Source organism: Corynebacterium sp. ZY180755 (genome assembly GCF_054331495.1).
Genome location: NZ_CM135811.1, coordinates 2,511,815 through 2,533,729, shown reverse-complemented (window position 1 = coordinate 2,533,729; position 21,915 = coordinate 2,511,815). Strand labels below are relative to the sequence as shown.

Annotated in this window: 17 protein-coding genes and 1 pseudogene; 11 read left to right on the top strand and 7 right to left on the bottom strand. The window is 54.1% G+C overall.

Going from position 1 to position 21,915, the window contains the following annotated elements:
- The first annotated feature begins 1,020 nt into the window (after positions 1-1,020).
- From rpmH to ACXM2N_RS11460, 8 genes are all read left to right on the top strand, one after another.
- Positions 1,021-1,164, top strand: coding sequence for a 50S ribosomal protein L34 (rpmH, locus tag ACXM2N_RS11495; RefSeq protein WP_458488834.1), 144 nt, complete (start codon positions 1,021-1,023; stop codon positions 1,162-1,164).
- A gap of 41 nt (positions 1,165-1,205) precedes the next feature.
- A complete protein-coding gene (gene rnpA, locus ACXM2N_RS11490; protein WP_458488832.1) occupies positions 1,206-1,583 on the top strand; it encodes a ribonuclease P protein component in 378 nt (125 codons plus the stop codon).
- Entirely contained in the window at positions 1,531-1,866 is a 336-nt protein-coding gene (gene yidD / locus ACXM2N_RS11485) for a membrane protein insertion efficiency factor YidD (protein WP_458488830.1), read from the top strand. Before rnpA ends, yidD begins: the two co-directional genes overlap by 53 nt.
- A gap of 66 nt (positions 1,867-1,932) precedes the next feature.
- Complete coding sequence (gene yidC, locus ACXM2N_RS11480; RefSeq protein WP_458488828.1) at positions 1,933-2,895, top strand: membrane protein insertase YidC; 963 nt, start codon at positions 1,933-1,935, stop codon at positions 2,893-2,895.
- Positions 2,896-3,177: 282 nt separating this feature from the next.
- Positions 3,178-3,846: a 16S rRNA (guanine(527)-N(7))-methyltransferase RsmG gene (gene rsmG, locus ACXM2N_RS11475; RefSeq protein ID WP_458488826.1), complete on the top strand. Its 669-nt coding sequence runs from the start codon at positions 3,178-3,180 to the stop codon at positions 3,844-3,846.
- Positions 3,847-3,958: 112 nt separating this feature from the next.
- Positions 3,959-4,924, top strand: a complete 966-nt coding sequence (locus ACXM2N_RS11470; protein ID WP_458491158.1) for a ParA family protein — start codon at positions 3,959-3,961, stop codon at positions 4,922-4,924.
- Positions 4,925-4,949: 25 nt separating this feature from the next.
- Positions 4,950-6,032: a ParB/RepB/Spo0J family partition protein gene (locus ACXM2N_RS11465; RefSeq protein ID WP_458488824.1), complete on the top strand. Its 1,083-nt coding sequence runs from the start codon at positions 4,950-4,952 to the stop codon at positions 6,030-6,032.
- Between the two features lie 31 nt (positions 6,033-6,063).
- Entirely contained in the window at positions 6,064-6,711 is a 648-nt protein-coding gene (locus ACXM2N_RS11460) for a hypothetical protein (protein WP_458488822.1), read from the top strand.
- Between the two features lie 40 nt (positions 6,712-6,751).
- Here the strand turns inward: ACXM2N_RS11460 and ACXM2N_RS11455 are convergent, their stop codons facing one another.
- From ACXM2N_RS11455 to ACXM2N_RS11425, 7 genes are all read right to left on the bottom strand, one after another.
- On the bottom strand, positions 6,752-7,939 hold the full coding sequence (locus ACXM2N_RS11455; RefSeq protein WP_458488820.1) for an N-acetylmuramoyl-L-alanine amidase: 1,188 nt from the start codon (positions 7,937-7,939) through the stop codon (positions 6,752-6,754).
- Between the two features lie 160 nt (positions 7,940-8,099).
- Entirely contained in the window at positions 8,100-8,420 is a 321-nt protein-coding gene (gene trxA / locus ACXM2N_RS11450) for a thioredoxin (RefSeq protein WP_458488818.1), read from the bottom strand.
- 15 nt (positions 8,421-8,435) lie between these two features.
- On the bottom strand, positions 8,436-9,374 hold the full coding sequence (gene trxB, locus ACXM2N_RS11445) for a thioredoxin-disulfide reductase (protein WP_458488816.1): 939 nt from the start codon (positions 9,372-9,374) through the stop codon (positions 8,436-8,438).
- A gap of 287 nt (positions 9,375-9,661) precedes the next feature.
- Positions 9,662-10,594, bottom strand: coding sequence for an RNA polymerase sigma factor (locus ACXM2N_RS11440; RefSeq protein ID WP_458488814.1), 933 nt, complete (start codon positions 10,592-10,594; stop codon positions 9,662-9,664).
- Positions 10,595-11,178: 584 nt separating this feature from the next.
- A complete protein-coding gene (gene murJ, locus ACXM2N_RS11435) occupies positions 11,179-14,715 on the bottom strand; it encodes a murein biosynthesis integral membrane protein MurJ (RefSeq protein ID WP_458488812.1) in 3,537 nt (1,178 codons plus the stop codon).
- 68 nt (positions 14,716-14,783) lie between these two features.
- Positions 14,784-17,840, bottom strand: a complete 3,057-nt coding sequence (locus ACXM2N_RS11430) for a hypothetical protein (protein ID WP_458488810.1) — start codon at positions 17,838-17,840, stop codon at positions 14,784-14,786.
- Positions 17,841-17,878: 38 nt separating this feature from the next.
- Positions 17,879-18,910 carry an NUDIX hydrolase gene (locus ACXM2N_RS11425; protein WP_458488808.1) on the bottom strand — a complete coding sequence of 344 codons (1,032 nt, stop codon included), beginning with the start codon at positions 18,908-18,910 and terminating at the stop codon, positions 17,879-17,881.
- Positions 18,911-19,045: 135 nt separating this feature from the next.
- On the opposite strand from ACXM2N_RS11425, the gene ACXM2N_RS11420 reads away from it, so the two are divergent.
- The 3 genes and pseudogenes from ACXM2N_RS11420 to ACXM2N_RS11410 all read left to right on the top strand — a co-directional run.
- The gene (locus tag ACXM2N_RS11420) at positions 19,046-20,551 is read left to right on the top strand and encodes a CCA tRNA nucleotidyltransferase (RefSeq protein ID WP_458488806.1); all 1,506 of its coding nucleotides are present in this window, start codon (positions 19,046-19,048) and stop codon (positions 20,549-20,551) included.
- Positions 20,551-21,159, top strand: a complete 609-nt coding sequence (locus ACXM2N_RS11415; protein WP_458488804.1) for a YqgE/AlgH family protein — start codon at positions 20,551-20,553, stop codon at positions 21,157-21,159. Before ACXM2N_RS11420 ends, ACXM2N_RS11415 begins: the two co-directional genes overlap by 1 nt.
- Positions 21,159-21,893: pseudogene (locus ACXM2N_RS11410) on the top strand (AzlC family ABC transporter permease); the annotation flags it as partial. The gene ACXM2N_RS11415 and the pseudogene ACXM2N_RS11410, both read left to right, overlap by 1 nt.
- Positions 21,894-21,915: the final 22 nt, after the last annotated feature.

The window sequence follows — 21,915 nt, the reverse complement described above, 5'->3', positions numbered from 1 at the left end:
TGTTGTTTAGATCCTTTATGTTCTTGTTGTTTACTCACGCCGAGGCGAAATCTTTTGCCGCACTGATCTTTGAGAGTCCATCGCGACTTCAATGACCTGCGGAAAGTGCGTGAAAAAGACAAAATCGTTCATATTATCGCGCACTTTGCGTGCAAAATTGATATTCCACGCTGAGTCAATCAGGCGTCGGCTTTAAATTCATGAAATTTTGTAACTTCTAGTTCACAGGAAGTTCACCGCGAAAATCACAGTAAATTACAGCTTTGACCTCGGTATCCACAGAGTTATTCACAACTGTGAAAATTACACATTTCAGTCCTGTGAAAAAGTTTATCCACAAGCTCTCCACAATGCTGTGGATAACTTGTGAAATTGTAAAATGCCACTATTACCAGCGGATTTGCTACCTTTTGGGCAAAGTATCAACCTTCACTTTAGAGTTATCCACAGATGTAGTAACTCACAAGTTGTGACATTTTGCTGCTGTTAATAATTGTTACCTGCTCTCAACTGGGCATGTCTAACGGAGAGCCTGTGAAATTTAACCGGACGTCAAGAAAAGGCTCTTCCTGGGAGGCCTCTGTCAAATCAGTGGGCGTGTCGCTACCGCTATGACCGGCGAAAGTGTCTATGAGCTGCGATGTAATTACAGATCTGTGATTACAGGGGTGAATTGGGGGGATGGGCGTGTTGATTTGTTTCAAGGCCTTTGACTGACGTAGTCTTAACGAGTCTGTCACTGCAACGGGCGTATTTTTTACGCCTTCGCACGTGCATAATTTGAGAGAGCAGGCTGGTAAGGGTTCAACTCCTCATCAGATCTCTTCACTTCCTCCGCGCAAGATAGTTTGCGTTGATTGAGAGTGACTCCCAAAGTTCATCATCCATCTTCCATGGGTGGCTGCTTCACCAATGTGGTGGTCACTAGGTTTCTAGTGGCGATCTGGACTAAGTGAGAACCTCGAAGGTTCTGCTTCTTCCTAAGGCAGTCAGTCATGACAATTTTTAGGAGTGTTAACCGTGGCAAAGGGCAAGCGGACGTTCCAGCCGAACAACCGTCGTCGCGCACGTAAGCACGGCTTCCGTACTCGCATGAGCACTCGTGCAGGTCGCGCTATTGTTGCTGCACGTCGTAGCAAGGGCCGTGCGAAGCTCACCGCTTAGTTTCTAAGTAGTGCTTCGAAGGCATCAGAAAACACACAACGGTGTTACCTAGTCAGCACAAGCTCGCTAATTCCGAAGAGTTCAAACAGACAATTCGGAAAGGCAAGCGTGCTGGTAGGGACACCGTTGTTGTGCATTTACGCACCAACGTCTTTGATAACAACGATCCAGACGTCACCGTTGGCGGATCTCGTTGCGGATTGGTTGTATCAAAAGCTGTAGGCAACGCAGTAACCAGGCATGCGGTTTCGCGGAAACTGCGGCATGTCTTCTTAGAGCTCGCTCGGGAGATTCCAGCAGATCACCGTGTGGTCATTAGAGCATTGCCACCTGCGGCTACTGCGACTTTTGAGGAGCTGCTCGAAGATGTGCGACGAGCATATGAAAAAGCCCGTAAGCGGGCTGAACTCGCCTCGTAAAGACGGGCATTCAAGCCATTCTGCGGTTCCGCAGCCGCCTCGGGGTGCGGCAGCTCAAATGCTGTATCGCGCGGTGCGTTTCTACCAAAAATATCTTTCTCCCCTTAAGATGGGGTCTACCTGCCGTTTCGAGCCAGTGTGCAGTGCGTATGCGTTGGAGGCGTTGTCAGTGCACGGTGCTGCCAAAGGTCTCGTACTGACTCTGATTCGGCTTGCTAAGTGTGGCCCATGGCATCCCGGTGGCTTTGACCCCATTCCTGCCAAGTCACGGTGGACACCGTGACACGTTATTGCTTAGTTATTTGTCATTCAGCTAGACCATCACTACACCAAGGAGTCCTGAACTAAGGTGCTCAACTTTATTTACTGGCCGATCTCGGCCGTTCTGTGGTTCTGGCACAAAGTAGTCAGCTTTGTGCTGAATCCAGACTCTGGCCTTTCCTGGGTGCTGGCCATTATCTTGCTGACGTTTACCATTCGCGCGCTTCTGGTGAAGCCAATGGTGAACCAAATGCGCTCCATGCGCAAGATGCAAGAAGTCCAGCCTTTAATGCAGGAAATCCGTAACAAGTACAAGAACGACCAGCAAAAGATGCTGGAAGAGACCCGCAAAATTCAAAAGGACATGGGTGTTAACCCACTTGCAGGATGTCTTCCAATGCTGGTTCAGATTCCAGTCTTCATTGGTCTGTTCCACGTACTTCGTTCCTTCAACCGCACCGGTACGGGTGCTGGCCAGCTGGGAATGAGTTTTGAGGAGAACCGCAACACAGCGAACTACATCTTCTCCCCTGAGGATGTTCAGTCATTCCTTGACGCTCGACTGTTCAATGTTCCTCTCTCGGCTTACATCTCAATGCCTCAGGAAATGTACCAGGCATTCCAGCCGGTGGACTTCGATCGTGCACGCATTGCGCTGGTAGCAGCACCACTGATTCTCATCATCGTGCTCGCTACCCACATGAATGCACGCCTGTCTGTCAACCGCCAGCAGCAGCGTCTTGCATCCGGTAAGCAAAAGCCAGCCGCTAACGCTCAAATGCAAATGCAGACCGACATGATGAACAAGATGATGCTGTGGTTCATGCCATTGACCATCCTGTTCACCGGTGTTCTCTGGCACATCGGTCTGCTGTTCTACATGGTTTCTAACAACGTCTGGACCTTCTTCCAGCAGCGCCTTGTCTTCGCTGCGATGGACCGCGAGGAGGAAGCCGAGCTGCAGGCAAAGCGTGATGCAAAGCGTGCATCTGCGCCAAAGCCTGGCCAGCGCCCTAACAACCCTAAGCGTAAGGGTGGCAAGAAGCGCTAAAAGTAACGTTGCGTTGCTTATACCGCCAAGTTCCTCATGGAACTTGGCGGTTTTTGGTTTGTTGGGTCAATCTGGCATTGATGAATCTCCATGACCGGTGCTGGTCTCGGTGGAAAACGCGCTCAATGCGAGCAGTGTTATTTCCCGCGAGCATTATGTGGACTGAATTGGCAGATGAACGGCTGTTAAGAGGGGTGGCTTAGTTGCTCGAGGGCAGCGATGTCTAGTGCCCGTGTTAAATTCTTTGGAGTAAGAATTCTTCATTAAAGAGGTTGGTTTCACGTGAAACATGGCGAAAATCTAGATGCGCACGGCAATGTATTGCTGGATCCTCCGGCAATCGCTGGCGAGATTTTTGGTGACAAACTTGATGCTGCTATCGAGTATCACCGTCTGCTGGCCACGGATGGTTCTATCCGCGGCTTTATGGGCCCACGTGAAATCCCGAAGCTTTGGGATCGCCACATCCTCAACTGCGCTGTCATTGGTGAAGCAATGGATGAGCGTGCCACCGTTGTCGATATCGGTTCCGGTGCCGGCCTGCCTGGCATTCCTCTCGCCCTCGCACGCCCAGATCTTGAGATCACCTTAGTGGAACCACTGCTCAAACGTTCTGTCTTTCTCAATGAAGTTGTTGACGCCCTAGGTCTGAGTAATGTGACGGTGATTCGCGGTCGTGCCGAGGAAAAAGAGGTACGGGAAGCGGTCGGTCTTGTGGATGTTGTTACGTCACGCGCCGTGGCGCCCCTGGGTAAGCTCGCGGGATGGTCTCTCCCGTTGGCAAAGAAGGGCGGCAAAATGATCGCTATGAAGGGGGCCAGCATTCAGGAAGAGATCGAACGAGACGCCAAACTCATCAAGAAAGCCGGCGGCGGCAAGGCTGAGGTATTTGAGGTTGGTCAGCAGCTAGAGGAAGCCACAACGCTGGTCTCCATTCCAAAGATCAAGTAAAAGTGCTCGCAATTCAGAGAGCAATGTCTCTGGCGTGAAAATTAAAGGGCAAAAGCACTAAGGTGGAATGAGTAAATTTTCCACTGAAACGGAAACGGCGAAGAAGGGACTCATGGACGATCTGAACTGGGAAGATACGCCTATTGCGCAGGCAGCACGCCGCGCTGCTCAGGTGTTGACTCCAAATAGTCTGCATCTCCCCCGCCCCACCGAACCCCGCCGAATGACGGTGGCCAATCAAAAAGGTGGAGTAGGAAAAACTACCACCAGCGTGAATATGGCGGCAGGCCTAGCCATAAATGGCCTAAAAGTGCTAGTTATTGACCTTGACCCACAGGGAAACGCTTCTACCGCGCTTGGCGTCGAACACCGTGCCGGTACTCTCTCCAGCTATGAGATGCTCATTGGAGAATGCACGGCTGAAGAAGCAGTGCAGCAGTCTACAGCCAGTGAAAACCTTTTCTGTATCCCTGCCACCATTGATCTTGCCGGTGCTGAAATTGAGTTGGTGTCCATGGTGCGCCGCGAGTACCGATTGCATGATGCGCTGAATTCCCAATGGGTCAAGGACGCTCAGTTCGATTACATCTTTATTGACTGCCCTCCCTCACTTGGGCTTCTCACGATCAACGCTATGACTGCGGTGAACGAAGTTCTGATCCCAATCCAGTGCGAATACTACGCGCTGGAGGGTGTGGGGCAGCTGCTTAATAACATCACCATGATTCGGCAGCACTTGAATTCTGAGTTACATATCTCTGCAATTCTGCTCACCATGTATGATGCCCGCACCAAGCTTGCTGAACAGGTTTCGGAAGAGGTTCGCGGCCACTTTGGTGACGTTGTGCTTAAGACGAAGATTCCGCGCTCAGTAAAGGTTTCAGAAGCTCCAGGTTACGGTCAGACCGTTTTGCAGTATGACCCAGGCTCACGAGGCGCTATGGCTTACTTGGACGCAGCTCGAGAGCTGGCTAAGCGTGGCGATTATCAACCCACTGCAGAATCCGAGCCAATTGGCGTAGCACCTGCTGAAGGTGAAGAGCTGATTCAGCCACTAGACGAAGAAAACAACAGCTAGCAAGACTTCTAGGAGTAGTTAAGTTATGACGCAGGAAACTCGCAAAGGCGGACTTGGACGCGGTCTTGCAGCGTTGATTACATCTTCCCCAGGGCCGGGTGAGCGTATCGGTTCAGGTGCTGCTGATGTTGTATTCGGTCCTGATAGCGAGAAGAAGGCAGCGACTCCCGCAGATTCAAAGGCTTCAACAGGTAAGAAGGCGAAGCGGGACGCGAACGGTGCCCGTATTAATCCGATCCTGGCGGAGGCCGCTGAGCGCAATGCGAAGGAAAAGGCGGAAGCAGCCAAGGCAGCTGCTGAACGAGAATTCGGTGCAAGTTACCAAGAAATTCCGATCGGGTTGCTCATCCCAAATGATAAGAACCCACGGCAGGTTTTTGATGAGGATGATCTTTCCGAGCTGATTCATTCCATTAAGGAGTTTGGACTCCTTCAGCCAATCGTAGTTCGTCCCGTTGATGATGGACGATACGAGATCATCATGGGCGAGCGTCGTTGGCGTGCATCCTCTAAGGCTGGGGTAAAGAAGATCCCGGCAATCGTTCGCAAGACGGATGACTCAAACATGCTGCGCGATGCCCTGCTGGAGAATATCCACCGTGTTCAGCTCAATCCTTTGGAAGAAGGTGCGGCTTATCAGCAGCTCTTGCAGGAGTTTAACGTCACCCAGAATGAGTTGGCTGATCGTTTGGGACGCTCTCGCCCAATGATTACCAATATGATTCGTCTCCTTAATCTACCGGTGAACGTTCAGCGTAAGGTGGCAGCTGGTGTACTTTCCGCAGGTCATGCTCGTGCACTTCTAGGCCTTAAAGCTGGTGCAGAGGCACAAGAAGCACTTGCTGATCGCATTATTGCCGAAGGGCTTTCCGTTCGCGCGACGGAAGAAGCAGTCACCCTGCTTAATCGCGGTGAAGCACCAAAGAAGAAAACCCGAGAAAAGGCTCCAACCCCAGAATTCCTTACTCGTGCGGCTGATTCCCTCGCTGATAGCCTCGACACCAAAGTCAGCGTTTCCATGGGCAAGCGCAAGGGAAAGATCGTTGTTGAGTTTGGCGATCGCGATGATTTCGATCGCATCATGTCAATACTGTCCAACGAAGGCTAAGTACTACTGAGCGGTAATTAAAAACACCGATATGCTAGGGAGAGTAGAGAAACTCAGTGCTGACACTCTCAGCACCATCTCGCCAGCATGCCTCGATAGCGTCTTTTTCGAACTGGACGCCAAGGTTGCTTCAACCCTCAAAACTCGAAGCGACCGGAGATTTGAAAAGGAAGCGTGGCTCGCCAATGGCCTCTTGGATAAGGCTGTTGGCGGGTTTAACATCTTTACCGACAAACCCCACGCAGTGGCTACGATCCTTTATTGTCAGTCTGAACTGGCACCAGGCTGCGCCCAATTCCCCACTGCTCCTGCGAGTACGAATGTTCCAGTTGTTACTTCGTTGCACATAGACTCAGCCATTTCTGGCATAGGTTTGGAAGCGCTTCTCCTTGATGCCGTTCTCTACGAACTGTTAAGTATGGACGTCAAGGAAGTAGAAGCATTTGGCTACTACCCTGCCCCAGAAGCCAATGAGACGGTTGCTAAGACGGAATACAGGGAAATAGCCGATGACTGCACTTCTAACGGTCTAATGAGCGTAGAAACGCTCCTAGCGGCTGGCTTCAAAGTGGTAGAAGACCACGCGGTGATCCCTCGCCTCCACCTAGAGCTACCGCCACCTCACCCGCTCTTGAGTGCCGAGATAGCGGACGAGATCCTCGCCCAAGCTATGGCATAAAAAACCAGCGCACCAGTGCGCTGGTTTAAGAGTCGTTACCTTATAGCTTTTCTTGCTTTAGTAGCTCCGCAAAGTTAAAGGTGCCTGTTGGTTGGTCATCCTGATCCATGAGATACAAGCGCTTGACGGATACAACTACTGCTTCGGCGATTGCATCACGAGCCTGTGGGTCGGTCAAGATCGCCACGTCATCGGGATTTGTGAGATAGCCGGTAACGATCTCCACGGTTGGCATCTCCGTCATGCGGAGCAGATCCCACGTACGCCCATGGTTTCCACAATTGACTAGGTTGGTGCGGGCAACAATCTCTCGCTGGATTAAGCCACTGAGAAGTTCACCGGTGAGGGAGGAATGTCCTTCCTCTGAGCCGAAGTAGAACGTGGCTACGCCCGAAGCCTTTTCATTTTGGTACTTGTCTGCCTGCAGGCTAATCATAAGATCAGCGCCGAAAGCGTTCGCGATTTCAGCACGTTCCTTATGGGACGGATTGTCTTGGCGCGGCCGTGACATGATGGTCTCCATGCCGGCGGCGACCATGCGGCCTTCGATACGGGTAGCGAGATCCCAGATGATTTCTTCCTCTGTGATCTGTCCGTACTGGCCTTTTACTACTTGCCCTTTGTCCGTGCCTCCGAGGCTAGGGTCAATGACGACTCGCTTACCGGCCAGTTTTGGGCCAGCATCGCGAACACGTTCACGTTCGCGAAGAGCTTGGGCGGATCCACCCGTGACGCGGCGCCCAAGGCGGCCGAAAGCACGGATCGTGTTTGGCCCACAGATGCCGTCCATATTGAGGCCGTAGTTCATCTGGTAGTTGATGAGTGCTTCATGCGTACCTTGACCGAAGCTGCCATCAACACGCTCGGCATAGAATCCGAGTTCCTGGAGTTGCTTTTGCAACTGAGCTACGTCATCGCCCACCATTTGGTTACCTGGTTGATAACTGAGTACTCGGGTACCCAAGCGGTAGGAAGCTTCACGGAGAACGCGAAGAGTGGATTCATCAATATCGCCTGTCACGATGATGCCCCGAGACTGCTGGAACCCTTTCACAGCATTCATGAGCTCATTATCAAATAATGTGTCAGCCTCAGTGAACACAGGATTGGAGCCCGTGGTGTTGGCGGCGGGATCGTCGTAACCAGGAAGGAGACCAAGGCGCGCTAAAGCGACGCGCACTTCGGCAACCCGTGGAGAGCGGTCACCTACTTTCAAGATCTCAGACACGTTCGTGTCTACCTCCTTGTGCTTTCAAGTGCAGAAATAGTTAGTTTTGTGAACGGGCGATCGACCAAGCTATTAAGGAGCTGCAGCCTCGTTCTTCCCGATTATCGAAGTGGAAATATTTACCTAATTCGGGAGTGTAGATTGCTCACAAGAATACCATTTACATGTGCTTGTTCAGCTCAGCAACATAGTCAGATTTAGGGCGAACACCTACAATTTCAGCAACTTTTTGGCCACTTTTGAAAACGAGTACCGTCGGGATACTCATAATCTGGAACATGGCACCCAATGCGCGCTCAGCATCCACGTCAACCTTGCCGACAACGGCCGCATCGCCCATTTCTTCGGCTACTTCTTCGATGACAGGACCAAGCTTCTTACATGGGCCACACCACTCGGCCCAGAAATCAACAAGGACTGGTTTGTCGGATTCAATGACAGTGGACTTGAACGTATCCTGCGTGATTTTGATTGAAGACATTGAGGTTGGTCCTTATTAGGCGTCGAGTTCAGCTAGGTAGTGCTCCGCATCCAGTGCGCCACGGCAACCGGAACCAGCGGCGGTGATCGCCTGCTGGTAGTGGTCATCTACAAGATCACCAATAGCGAAAACGCCTGGGATGTTGGTGCGGGTGGAAGGGTGCTCAACCTGAACGTAGCCGCTGTCGTTAACGTCGATGACGTCACGGAACATCTCAGAGCGTGGGTCATGGCCAATTGCTACGAACATGGCGGTGACGTCCAAGATGGAGGTTTCACCGGTAACGGTATCCGTGAGTTCGAGACCTGAGACAGTGTTCTCACCCAGGACTTTGGAGACGGTCTTGTTGGTAGCGAAGCGGATCTTCTCGTTAGCCTTGGCCCGCTCCACCATGATGGCGGACGCGCGGAACTCTTCACGGCGGTGGATGATGGTAACGGACTTAGCAAACTTGGTCAGGAAGGTTGCTTCTTCCATGGCCGAGTCTCCACCACCGACGACGGCGATGTCATGATCGCGGAAGAAGAAACCATCGCAGGTCGCGCAGGCAGACACGCCGCGGCCGAGCAACTCCTGCTCGCCTGGCGCTCCGATGTAGCGTGGTGCGGACCCCGTGGCGAGGATGACGGTGCGGGCGTGGAATTCCTCATCATCAACCCAGATTTTCTTGATGTCACCCTCAAGCTCAACCTTGGTTACCAGCTCCATGCGTAGCTCAGCGCCGAAGCGCTCAGCCTGAGCGCGCATGTTCTCCATGAGGTCTGGGCCCATAATTCCGTCCTGGAAACCTGGGAAGTTTTCCACCTCAGTGGTGGTCATCAGGGATCCGCCGTACTCGATGCCTTCAAAAACAATTGGGTTCAGTTCGGCGCGTGCGGCGTAGAGCGCAGCAGTGTAGCCAGCTGGTCCTGAACCGATGATGGCAACATCGTGCACTTTCTTATCCTGTGACATAGGTTCGTTGAGTTCCTTACCTGTAAACGAAAAAGACGTATTCTCTGCTAAAAGCACAGGGTGTCTAGATAAGACGACCGCCGTGCCCTTTCCTCACTGTTCAACTCGCATGCTGGAGGATTTGTTCCAATCCAGCACAAAAGCGCGTGACTGCTTACATTCTAGGACTCTCGGCGTAGATCCTCACAGTGCCTACATGTAGCGCCTTGTGGATGTCTTTTTTAGGGGCATGACTAAAGCGCATGGCTTCCAGTAATTTGAACGGGAGCCATGCGCTGTACACATTGCTAATCTTGTTGATCGTTTGGGCTCAGTATTTGGCGAAGCCCCAGACGGGCGCGGGCACGTCGGGATTTTATGGTGCCTGGGCGCACGCCTACCTTTGCGGCGGCGATGGGAATGTCGTAACCCAAGAAATCAACCAATACAATGGCTTCTCTTTGATCAGCGTGAAGTTTGGCGAGTGCCTCCCTCAATGTGATGCTGATATCTAGGCCATCAATAGGATCGTGGCTTATGGCACGCTCAACCTCAGGGTTAACAGTCTGTTCATCCAGCGGAAGGTTACTCGCTGCGTTTTTCCGCTTGGCAAAGCTGTCGTATGCCTGATTTGTGACGAGTCGGTGGAGCCATGTGCCAAAGCTAGATTCGCGGTTGTACAGATGGATGTTGCGGTAGGCCTTCAAAAGGCAATCCTGGAGAACATCGTAAGCGTCATCGTAGTTGTCCGTGTAGCGACGGCAAAGGAACCAAATGCGCCGATAGTGCTTAGCTACTAGCTCATTGAATTTGCTGTAGTCACCTGCCAGGAATTGGTCCACTAAGACTTCGTCCTCGGTCTCTATTTTGAGATTACGAACTGCCTGGAAGTACTGATCAGGTGGCAGGGTAAAAGAAGGCGCTCGTGTGATGGATTCGTCCTCATTATCAGGTTCCTCTGAGCAAACGGGGCGACGTAGCTTGTGCATCGGTTGCTTGAGGAACGGTGACGCGGTGTCTATGCCGGTTAGTTCTATCCATTCAGCTCGAGTGAGTTTTGGATAATTGCGGATCCTTCCCCAGCGAGAGGAAACGGTGGCGGAATCCTCTTTTTTATTGTGGTACGTGGACGCGTCGGCAGGAAAATCTGGTGAGGCAGGATTGGTATCCATACCATCTTCCCTCTGTGCGCTGGAGACGCGAGGGTGCGTCTTTCCGTCGAACTTCATTTCTTCTGACATTTACTAGCCCCCTTGCATCTATTTCGCTAGTACATACAACTTATAAAACATAAGAGAATTATGTGCTTCTCGAGTTTTGCGGTGCGCAAGTTGGAATGAGCTTGCCTTTTTATTTGCAAAGACGCAGGTGAGGATATTTTTGATGGGGAGCGACGCTTTAGTGCAGGGCCAGCTGGCCGATATTTTAATTAATATTTTTATTGTTGAAATCTAATATCGGGTGTAATGGTTTACCCCTAATTCAGCGCAATTGATGGGTGATTCTTAGGTTAATTTAATAGTTGCGCTCGATCGCGAAGCAGCGATGTCACATGCTTAGAGAATCCAACTCTGCTGACGTGTGGCCCTGTAGTGCTGTCGTGGCAGGTGGTGGATGTATCGGTTGTCTTACAGGCTTACGTAGAGCATTTCTATAAATAGACCGGTTTCTAAGGAAATGGCGTTATTGTCTTACTTTTGCTGTGAATAAGATGAGAAATGGGTATGCAGCCATTAAGAGCGTGTATTTTTGTGCATGTTCTTTGGTTTCAAACACAGATCCGCCCCAATCGCCGATAAAGCGATTGGGGCGGATGCTGCGTTGTTTAGCTTCCCACCAATGTCAGATCCTGGATGGCATTAGCGCCGGTTGAAGACTCAACCATCATGAGAATTCCTACGAACTGCTCATCTCCTGGAAGCTCAATCTTGGTCCGGCGAGAATCCAAGGTTTCTTCCGCCAAGAGAGGGAGGGGCTTGAGCGAGTCGATGGTTAGCTCCGGCAGCTGCTCATCTTGCTTGCTTGATGAGGTTTCACCCTCAGCTGATGCGGGGACGCCGTAAACTTTCACATCCACGGGCGAATTTCCCTCGGTCCGCACGACCAACTGAGAGAGGTAACCCTTCTCATCCGCCCTAACCAGCAGGCCCTGATCTTGACGTACTGCCCATCCAGTGTCCGCGTCTTCATCAATAACCAGCGCGGTCTCATTCTGAGACCGTTCATCTACGTCAGCTATGTTTTCAGACCACGCACTGATCTCAGCAATTGGGAGGACAAGCTTGACACGTGGTGCTTGGCTAGTTTCAGAACCGACGATGGCTCCTGGGTTTACTGGCGTGGTTTCCTCATCACCTGCAAACAAACTGGTGAGATACGCGGTAATCACAGCAGCCACCACAACCATCGTGATTGCCGCTAGACCAAGAACTACGCCAGCGCCGCGGGAGTAACCCTTAGAACCAAAACCTGGGGCAGACTCAGGCTTAGGAGCGCGTTCCTCAGTGACATGAAGCTTCTGCTGTGGTGCGACTACCGGCTCAGCGTTCCCATCTTCCACAGCATCCTCTACAGGATCAGCGTCCTGCGCTGCTGTGCCCTGAGACTCGGCGGGATAGAGCTCCGCATGCAACTTTCTGAGTCCCTCTGGCAGCAGTGCAGCGTCTCCGGTGAGCAGCTTGGCTACTGGCTCAGGAACCTCGTCAGAGTTCATCAATTGGCTAATGCCTGAGCGCACTGCTTGGATGTCACGCTCGCGTGAGGCATCGTCGAGAACGCCGGGGAAAGCGAGGACGGCAATGCCGGCGGTGGAGATGCGGATACGAGCGCGGTTGTCTAGGCCCAGAAGGTGGTCTTGGCTAGCATCGGCTAGCGGTTTGAAGGCAAGAGCCGCAGCATAAGGATCCGGATTGCTCTCCGCAACCGATGCCAGCGAACGGCCAGGCGTCCAGTCTGCTACTACCAGAGCACCAGTCGGGTACGGGTAGACCTTGATGTTTCCGGCGACTGGTGCGTTGCTACCTTGGGCCTTGTTGGCGTCGGCAAGCTTGCGCGTGCGAGCCACAATCTTGCCTGCCTTGCGCTTTGCCTCAACTTCTGTGGCTGGCGCCTTAGGCGCCTGGCCGGTGGTGTCAATGAACGTGAGTGCTACTTCCCTACCGGTCTCCTTTTCGCGTGCGTGCCAGAAGCGCGCCCCTGGCGCGGAACCATGGTCGGCTAACAATCGGTAGCTGCCATCCGCAACCTCGGCGCCTGGAACCAAACGTGGCCCGCGGACTACGCCCGCAGACATAGGAGGAGGAACCGGGGTGGCGTTGAACGTGGCGTCGAAAGCCATGGATTCAGCGGAGAATTCAACGGGTACGCGACGGTCCTCCCTCGGTGCAGGAGCACTGGTTCCACCGAGCTCAGCCTCCGTTGGGGCCTGAATCTTAATGATCTTGTTCATACCTGGGATACGCTGCAGCGCGCGGCCCAAGCCAATGACCTCATCCAGCTTGGAGCGCGACAACACGATGCCCGTGACAACAAGGAACACCACACCCGTGATGGCAACGTGCACGATATGACGGAGGGACCCTAGTGGCTCAAGCACGCTGATCAAGCTATGAGTAAGCAACCACGAAAGACCAAGAGCAACGAGCACACCTACCAGCGAAGCACCCAGTGCCCAGCCACAAGTACGAGCCACCTCACGAGAACCCAAGTTGCCAAGCTTACGACGAAGCAATACAGCACCGATGACTGCGCCAGAAATAAAGCCAAAACCATTAGCGAAACCAAGGAGCACGACCACGCGCTCAGGAGATGACGCCACCATAGGAGCAAGGAAGCTCAGAACGATCTTCGTGACCGTGATGCCGCCAATAATAAAGGTTGGAAGCCATGCCTCCTCACGAGCGTAGAAGACACGCAGGTGCAGAAGTACCAATGCGTACGGCAGGAGCGTAAAAGCAGAAAAGCTTAAGGTGAAACCCAAGATAGATGCGGACTCTTCAGAGAACGCACCCCAAGCGAACAATCCCTTGGCAATCGGAACACCGAACGCAGTAAAGAATACGACGATCGGAATCAGCGCCAAGAAAGTGAGCTTAGAGCCCATCACCAAATCACGGACAACACCCTTCTCGTCACCATCAGCAGCATTACGCGACAGACGCGGCATGATCGCCGTGAGCAGGGTGACGCCGATGATGCCGTAAGGCACCTGCAGAAGCAGCCATGCCTGCTGGTAGATAGCAGGCGCCTCAGCGTCAGCACTCGATGCAATACGAGTGGTGACAATGTAACCCAGCTGGGAAATTGCAACGTAAACCACGATGGCAATAGCCATGCCACCAAACTGCTTCAGGCGATCATCAATACCCCACAAAGGCTTAAGAGAGATCCCCGCCTTGCGGATCGGCGGCACCATAATCAATGCCTGCACGATTACGCCAAGCGTAGTACCGAGACCCAAGAGCAAAATATGAGGATCAGACAGGCCTGTTGGATCAGAAGGGTGCAACGAACCCGGCACAAAGTAATACGCCAACAGGACAACAATCGAAATCACATTGTTGGCCACCGGCGCCCACGCACCAGGCTTGAACACACCCTTGGTGTTCAGCACAGCCATCAGCAGCGAGAAAATGCCATAGAAGAAAATCTGCGGCAACAACAAATACGCGAAGCTCGTGGACTGAATGAGGTTAACCTCACCGTCCTTATCCAACATGGTGCGGGTCAAAAGCGGCGCGGCCACAACCGCAAGGATCGTGATCGAACCCAACAACGTAGCCGACAGAGTAAACAGCCGCCTAATGAAGGCCTCACCCCTATCGGGATCCTCCTTCTCCGCACGCACCAGCACCGGGACCACCAACGACGTCAGCACCGCACCCAGCACGATCTCCGTGATCAGGTTTGGCAGAGTGTTCGCCGTGTTAAATGCCGACGCAATAGCACCACCCAACGTAGCGGTAATCAGCACCGTACGCAGGAACCCAGTCAGACGAGAAAAAAGGGTGGCAATCGCCATAGAGCCAGTCGAACGAACAACGTCAGAGTCACTTTCCTTCTGCGCCCGATCATCATCAGACGCAGCACCAGAAGGAGCTGACTCAGGGGCACGCTCTTTCAGCGCAGTGGTGCGTGGAGCCACCGCACTCGCATCGGCCGAGGGCTCCTCAGCCTCAGGGGCCGAGGACTCACTGTGCGAAAGTGACGGTGGAGCCAGCAACAAAGAATTATCCGTAGCTTCTTCCCGCACCGCCTCGCGGGAAGAACTGCGCTGAGCGTCAGATGCCGGCACAGGAGCAGGGGCGGCAGGAGTAACAAACCGGTGACGAGTACCCGGGCTGGAAGGCCGAGGAGTATCCATACGTCGATCTCACATTTTCTATTGGGGTGTGGAAGGGCAAAGTTGCTATAAGTAACGCAGCGTTACTTTTAGCTAGGTTCCCTGAAGTCGCCCGTGGACTTATCCCCACCGCGACGCGGTTGGTTCCTACGGCGTGCAACGTCATGAGAGGACTGCGCACCACCGTTAGATTCAGGGGCGCGGGCGGACACGCTGGTGCGCGGGCTGGCCGCACCATGCTGTCGTTGTTCGCGCTGCACGCGAGCGTTCTTTTTCCGTTTACGGAGAATGAAAACGCGACCGAGCAGGATGAGCGCCAAGGCAATGACTAGCCCAATGGCTAGGCCAGAGCGCCCGCTGAGTCCCTTTTGGGTCTGTACTGTGATGTCCACTGGCGCGGAGATGCCCGCATCCTGGCTGGTAGCTAACCACAGCGAGAGGTTCGTGCGGTTCGGTTCCTCGGGCAGATCTGCGGTCATGGACACGGTCATGGAGCCCTTGGCCGGAATTACGAGGGGGCTTGGAGTGGACAGTTTGGAGTTGTCTGGGCCGGTGTATCGCAGGTGGGCGTTGACCGGGAGTGGGAGTCCGTTGCGTGCCACGATCAAGAGTGGCGAGGCATCTGAGATGCGGGTGTAGACGTTTCCCGGTGGTAGCAGGGACACGGAGTCACGCAGTTGCATCAGTGCTTCGCGGTTATTGCTGGCGATGTGCTCGGTGTTGGCTACGCGGTCATCGAACTTGTTTGCTTCATTGCGCCCGTTGTACGACAGGGCTCGTAGTAGGTCCTGGCGCAGTGGTGCAGTGAACGTGTAGGGAGTCAGCGCTAACTTTGGATCGTCAACCATCAAGGAGGTCAGGTCATCCACGTAAGCTGCTTGTTGACGAATCCCAAGCACTTCTGTGTCCGCGATTTCAGTTGGATCATCGTAAGGCGCGCCAAAGCGCTCCTGCTGGCCACCATTGGTGGCTTGTTGGCTCTGCGCGAGCTGAGTGAGTTCGCGTGCTTGGTCGGGCGCTGGGGTCACGAAGTCGCCCAGCGGAAGAGCCTTTGCCTGCCCAGTTTCCAGCAAGCTTGCAGCCGTATTGAGTACGCTTACCGCGCCGGCGCCGTCGTCTGAAATGGCAGGTAACATGGCAAGAACCGGGCGTGGTTGTTGACCATCCAAACCGTTTGCTTCATCCACGGCCATCCGCAGAGCGGACTGTGCCGTGGCCAATCGTGCGTTCAAGGAGTCTAAGTTCCCGTTGAAGCGCACGTCGTAAGATCCGTAAGCCACGGTTTGAGGGCTCTCTGATGCCTCAGCCAGTACTTGCGACAAACCAGCGTCATAACCAACTGCCGTTACCTTCTGGCCCAGCACGGCAAAACGATCCCTCTTAGGCGTATTCCATAGCGTATTGTCCGCTACCAGTACGCGGACTGGTTTTTGCGGTTTTGGTGCTGCTGCGGATTCGGCAGACTCATTTGAGGACAATGACTCCAAGGAGTTCTGCTCATCAAGCTCAGACGCTACCTCAGTGTTCTCAGCCTCCGGTGTTTCATCCGCTGAGGATGCTTTTGATGCACGGTCCTTGCTTCTCTCCCATTGGTCTGCTGCTACGTCCTCTTCAGCGAAGGCGCCACTGGTTTCTGAGTTTTGAGAGAGATTGCCTAAGTAATCACTGACGTCAGCCCAACCAACCAACGGTGCTGTGCTCTCCGTGATGTAGCCATTCGGGGAGATCACCACGTTGGTTACCGGGGTGGTGTCCAGAACACGCGCCAATGTTTCCTGCCCGCGCACGAGTGCTTCTCGCATCAATGCGCTATTGGACGCGTCCGCTACCGCATTGAGGTTCGCGTTTGCCCAAGGCAACGCAACGCTACATTGGGTATCAGTAAGCGAGCGGAGCTTCTCCAGCACGGTGCGGGCATCGGCGCTTCCGGCGCCTGGCTCAGAGATAAAGGAGTCCGTATTGTCAGCCCAACTATCCCGCAATCGCTGCTTCTGGGAAACTGGACTTGGCCGTTCAGCAGCAACAATGTAGCCATCCGCCATACGGTCAAGAGCGTCCACTAGTTGCGGATCAATAGCAAGGCAGGTGGCCTGAGCCAGTTGTTCGTTCCCACTCAGAAGCTCATCTAGATTTGCCACCATTGTGGCGATCCTGCCGCCGGGACGCAGCTGGGTGGCTAGGGATTCGTCAGCGAGGATGAGCTGCTGGCGCTCTGGTGCGTCACCGGTCTCACCTGGGACGATGTTTACGTCGGCGGTGATGGGCACCACCACACTCAAAGGTGTGGCTGCTTCACGCACAGCCTCTTGAGGGGTTTGGGCTTTCTCAGGCTCTGCTGCGTTCGTTGTCTCCCCAACAGGGGCGGGTTGCTGTGCGCGATCTGAGGTCGCGTTGTCAGCTTCCTCTGAGGCAGCTGCAGCCACTTGAGCAGCGCGTGGACTTAGGTAGTCCCTTGCTGGGTAAGTTTGGGTGTTGCTGGTAGAGGATTCATCATTGGAGCCGAGCACACTCAATAAGTAACGCTGCGTTGCTTCTGTACCATTCGCGGTGTGAACGCCCAATAGGAAGGGGTAAAAGCCAGGCTGGCTGATATCAATACCGTTGCCAGCATCCGCGGAGGTTGGAATGTCCAGGCTCAAATCAATCGATTCACCCGGTGCGATATCCACGTCATCACCGAGTGCTTCTTGAACTGAGATGAGACGGCCGAAGTATTGAAAGGCTTCTGGATTTTGAGCGAGCGCAGAGCGAGCAGATTCAACCGATGTTTGAGCCTCAGCGCGTTTGGGCAGGATGGACAGGTTCGAGGAGCCCGTGTTGATGGTCTCAGAAGAATTGTTGGTGATTCGTAGGCTCACCGTTAGGGTTTCGCCTAAACGCACAGTCGCGGGCACTTCGCGCAGGTCAATGCCAATGGCAGGAGCTTGGTCGCCGGTGCGCAGATTTGGGTTATTCCAGCGCTGTGCGCCCTGCGGACTAGTTGGTGAAACCGGTAGTGCATCCGCGTTAGCCTTCGCCTGGACAGTTTCGGGCCCTAGTACGTTTAGTGCGGCGGGCACGCCAAAAGCACCTGCGGATGCGGTTAACACAGACGTTAGCGCCAATGCGGTGGCGCTGGTCAGTGGTGCCTTCTTCCGAGGTGTCATGGGAATATGCTTCGTGTGATCGTTGGATTGGTGGAAGGTCACCGCGGTGTGATCCTCCCCTCCGCGTGCTCTTTGCGCGCCACCTCTGGCAGCAGGTCATGGGCAATACGGGCAAGTTTGCGCTCGTCTGCGTAGGCAAAGTGCTCGATGAGTGCCGACGCCGGAATCCATGACACCTCCGTGACCTCTGGGTCCTCATCGTTTAAGTCGCCATCTATGTAGCGCAGGAGGTGGTGGTGCACAGTCTTGTGGATTCGGATACCTTCAGAAACGAACCAGTAGTCAATAACACCCAGTTCAGCAAAGACTTCGCCGTGGATTCCAGTTTCTTCCCACACTTCGCGCTCTGCAGTGGCCGCGATGTCCTCACCTGGTTCCACATGCCCCTTGGGCATGGACCACAACAGACGGCCACGACGGTCCAGTCGACCGATCAAGGCAACGTAGATGCGGTCGAGCGCCACGGTGCCGTCGTCGCGCACGGCTTCAGCGAGACCTGAGACAACGAGGCCACCTGCCGACGTCTCATCCCTAGTCTCCATCTTTGAGCCCTGGTACTGCGTGTGGCGTGGCTTTGTTGCTTTCCGACGCTGACTAGACCGGCCGCGCCTGGTGTTACCACCAGCCGTGCGGTTGCTGTTGGCCCCGCCGCGTCCGCGGCGGCGAGATCTGTTGCCACCGGTGGTGGATCCACGGTCATTCTGGTTGCGGGAACCAGCACCGGACTCACGCTCGGGTTGCGGTGCTGTGTTGCGTCGCGGTCCTGGTTTAGGTGAAGACGGTTTTGTGGCAGAACTAGTAGAGCCTCCACCAGCATTTTTTTGCGCTGGCGAGGCTTGGTCATTCGCCCTGGCCGGAGAAGCGGAACCATCCTGTGAACTTCCGTTGTTGGAAATGTTTTGTCCACCACGATTGTTACGGCTGCGGCCACGGCGACGACGCCTTGATCCACGGCCATTTCCGTTACCGGACTTGCCTCCTTGATTCCCCTGTCCCCTGTGGGAGCTCTGGGAATTGTGCGGGGCATCGCCGGAACGAGCGTGGCCACGTGGTCTCGTGTTATCGCTCATCACGAATGATCGTATCGCGATTATGGGCACTAAGGTATTTTCACCCCACTGTTTTTGATGATAAAGGTGGGAATACTGTGAATTGATTGGGGAGGCTTCGGGGTGTCTTAGGGGATAAACAGCCATGTTGGTAGGATGTTTCAGGTGAATTCCCAAGCAAAGAACACCGTACAGCCTGCGCAATTTGATGAGGCAGCAGCCCTCGCTCGGGCGGAAGAAAGCCTTGCCAAACTCAAGCCCGTGCTTGCGCCACTAGCGGAGCAGTTCATCGCGCGCGGACATTCCCTTTACTTAGTGGGCGGGTCCGTCCGTGATGCAATGCTGGATGCCTTAGGCCATGATCTCGACTTCACCACTGACGCCCGCCCAGAAGTGGTTAAAGAGATTCTGGAGTCCTACGCGGAAGTGGTGTGGGATACCGGAATCGATTTTGGCACCGTATCCGCCGAGAAGCACGGTCAGCAAATTGAGATCACCACGTTTCGCTCGGATGTTTATGACGGCCAGTCGCGCAATCCACAGGTTCAGTTTGGTGACACCTTGGAGGGCGATCTGGTGCGCCGTGACTTCAAGGTCAACGCTATGGCTGTGGAGATCCTGGCGGGTGAAGGCACTGGTTCCGGATTTGGCATGACGTTCCACGATCCCATGAACGGCATTGCTGACCTCGCAGCAGGCGTGCTTGATACCCCTGCCGCGCCGGAACAATCCTTCCATGATGATCCATTGCGCATGCTGCGTGCCGCACGATTTACTTCCCAGCTTGGGTTCCGTGTTGCTGATCGCGTCAAGACTGCCATGAGCGATATGGCCGCAGAGATCCAGCGCATCACGGTCGAACGTGTGCAAGTGGAATTAGACAAGATGATTCTTGGGCTCGTGCCATGGGACGGCATTGACTTGATGGTGGAGACTGGTATCGCGGACTTTATTTTTCCTGAGATTCCTGCGCTTAAGCTCACCCAGGATGAGCACCATCAGCATAAGGACGTTTATGCTCACTCCCTCAAGGTGCTGTCACAGGCGATGGATCTCGAAGATCCAGAACAGGGGCCGGACCTTGTGTTGCGTTGGGCGGCCTTGCTTCACGACATTGGCAAGCCAGATACCCGCGCGTTCTCTGAAGACGGCAAAGTCTCTTTCCACCATCATGAGGTGGTAGGTGCCAAGTTGGTGCGCAAGCGCATGCGCAAGCTCAAGTACTCTAAACAGATGGTCGCGGATGTCTCCCAGCTGGTGTACCTCCACATGCGATTCCATGGTTTCAGTGAGGGTGAATGGACTGATTCCGCTGTTCGGCGCTACGTTACGGATGCGGGGCATCTCCTTGCTCGGCTGAATCGTTTGGTGCGTGCTGACTGCACTACTCGCAACCAGCGGAAGGCAGCGCGCTTGGCCCGTGCCTACGCCAACTTGGAGGAACGCATTGCAGACATTGCCGCAAAGGAGGATCTGGCGCGTGTGCGACCAGATTTGAACGGTAATGAGATCATGGAGCTGCTTGATCTTAAGCCTGGACCTGATGTGGGCAAGGCGTGGGCCTTCATGAAGGAGCTTCGTCTAGAGCGCGGTCCACTGGAGCGCGATGAGGCTATCGCCGAGCTTAAGGCTTGGTGGGCCACCGAGAAGGGAGAAAGCTAATGGCAAACCTCTACGGAGACCGACTGTTCACAGCCTTAGATAAGCGCGATCCGGAACCGGGCACGCTTGTCGTCGCCGCGCCTGGTACTGAAGATCCATCGCTTGCTCGGAACGTCTTTCTTATTCTTGAGCACAACGCTCACATCACTGTGGGCGTAGGGCTTGCCCAACGCTCAGACATTGCTGTGGCGAACGTCCAGCCAGGGTGGGAGGAACTGACTAAGGAATCCCCTGCCCTCCACATCGGTGGCCCCGAGGGGCATCCTGGCGTCTTGGGGGTGGGAATTAATGCGCCTGGTATTGAGTTCGAGCGCTACCCGCACCTATTGAACAAGATCACTAACCGCATAGTCCTTGTTGATCTCACCACGGATCCCTCTTTCATCGGTGAAGAACTTCAGGCTGTTCGTTTCTTTGCTGGCTACAAGCAGTGGGCGCCGGGCGACCTGCAGGCGGAGATCGATGCCGGGGATTGGTATGTGGCGCCGGCCTTGCCGGCGGACGTGATCACTAAGCGAGGCGCTGACGTGTGGGGCGATGTGTTGCGTCGGCAAGCGATGCCGCTGCCACTGTTTGCGACTTTCCCTCGCGAGCTTGAGGAAAACTGATGGTTTCACGTGAAACATCGCGATCTGGCGATCGTGATGTGGATACGAAGAACCAGATCAAAGCTGGTGTCAAGGAGACCTGGGCTGTTGGCTTGGGTCTTATTCCTTTGGGCCTGGCATTCGGTTTACTAATGTCCCAAACCGGCTTTGCGTGGTGGTGGGCCCCGATCTTCTCCACGGTTATTTACGCAGGCTCGATGGAATTCCTTGCTGTAGGGTTAGTAACTTCTGGCGTGGGGCCGGTATCTGCATTGATCACCGGATTCATGGTGAACTTTCGCCACATCTTCTATGGTTTAACGTTCCCACGTGACGAGATTCGCTCACTACTGGGCCGTGCTTACAGCACCTACGCCATCACAGATGAGTCCTATGCAATTGTCTCTGCCCGTGGTAACCGGCCGATTGGTGGTGTGCAGGTACTTACGATTCAAATTCTCTGCCAGTTGCTCTGGGTTATCCCTGGCATAGTTGGCGCTATAGCGGGTACCGCGGTTCCGGATAGCGTCAAAGGTATGGAATTTGCGCTCACCGCTCTCTTTGTAGTGCTTGCTTGGGAGTCCTTTCGTAACAACATGGATTTCTCTCTGCCACTCAGCGCGCTTGCATTGGCGGCCCTTGCCATGGTGCTCGCGCCCGCCCAGATTCTCGTCGTTGCCCTCACGTGTTATTTCATTCTGCTTGTCATACGCAACGCTTCCCCGCGGATTGATCGCCTCATGACATTCCGCCTGAAGAGATCTTCCGATGTGGACA

What these genes read in the sequence shown, in the direction of transcription:
- yidD (WP_458488830.1), top strand. Translation starts at nt 1,531, where the DNA reads ATGTGCGACGAGCATATGAAAAAGCCCGTAAGCGGGCTGAACTCGCCT.
- ACXM2N_RS11470 (WP_458491158.1), top strand. Translation starts at nt 3,959, where the DNA reads ATGGACGATCTGAACTGGGAAGATACGCCTATTGCGCAGGCAGCACGC.
- ACXM2N_RS11465 (WP_458488824.1), top strand. Translation starts at nt 4,950, where the DNA reads ATGACGCAGGAAACTCGCAAAGGCGGACTTGGACGCGGTCTTGCAGCG.
- ACXM2N_RS11460 (WP_458488822.1), top strand. Translation starts at nt 6,064, where the DNA reads ATGCTAGGGAGAGTAGAGAAACTCAGTGCTGACACTCTCAGCACCATC.
- trxA (WP_458488818.1), bottom strand. Translation starts at nt 8,420, where the DNA reads ATGTCTTCAATCAAAATCACGCAGGATACGTTCAAGTCCACTGTCATT.
- trxB (WP_458488816.1), bottom strand. Translation starts at nt 9,374, where the DNA reads ATGTCACAGGATAAGAAAGTGCACGATGTTGCCATCATCGGTTCAGGA.
- ACXM2N_RS11440 (WP_458488814.1), bottom strand. Translation starts at nt 10,594, where the DNA reads ATGTCAGAAGAAATGAAGTTCGACGGAAAGACGCACCCTCGCGTCTCC.
- murJ (WP_458488812.1), bottom strand. Translation starts at nt 14,715, where the DNA reads ATGGATACTCCTCGGCCTTCCAGCCCGGGTACTCGTCACCGGTTTGTT.
- ACXM2N_RS11430 (WP_458488810.1), bottom strand. Translation starts at nt 17,840, where the DNA reads ATGACACCTCGGAAGAAGGCACCACTGACCAGCGCCACCGCATTGGCG.
- ACXM2N_RS11425 (WP_458488808.1), bottom strand. Translation starts at nt 18,910, where the DNA reads ATGAGCGATAACACGAGACCACGTGGCCACGCTCGTTCCGGCGATGCC.
- ACXM2N_RS11420 (WP_458488806.1), top strand. Translation starts at nt 19,046, where the DNA reads ATGTTTCAGGTGAATTCCCAAGCAAAGAACACCGTACAGCCTGCGCAA.
- ACXM2N_RS11415 (WP_458488804.1), top strand. Translation starts at nt 20,551, where the DNA reads ATGGCAAACCTCTACGGAGACCGACTGTTCACAGCCTTAGATAAGCGC.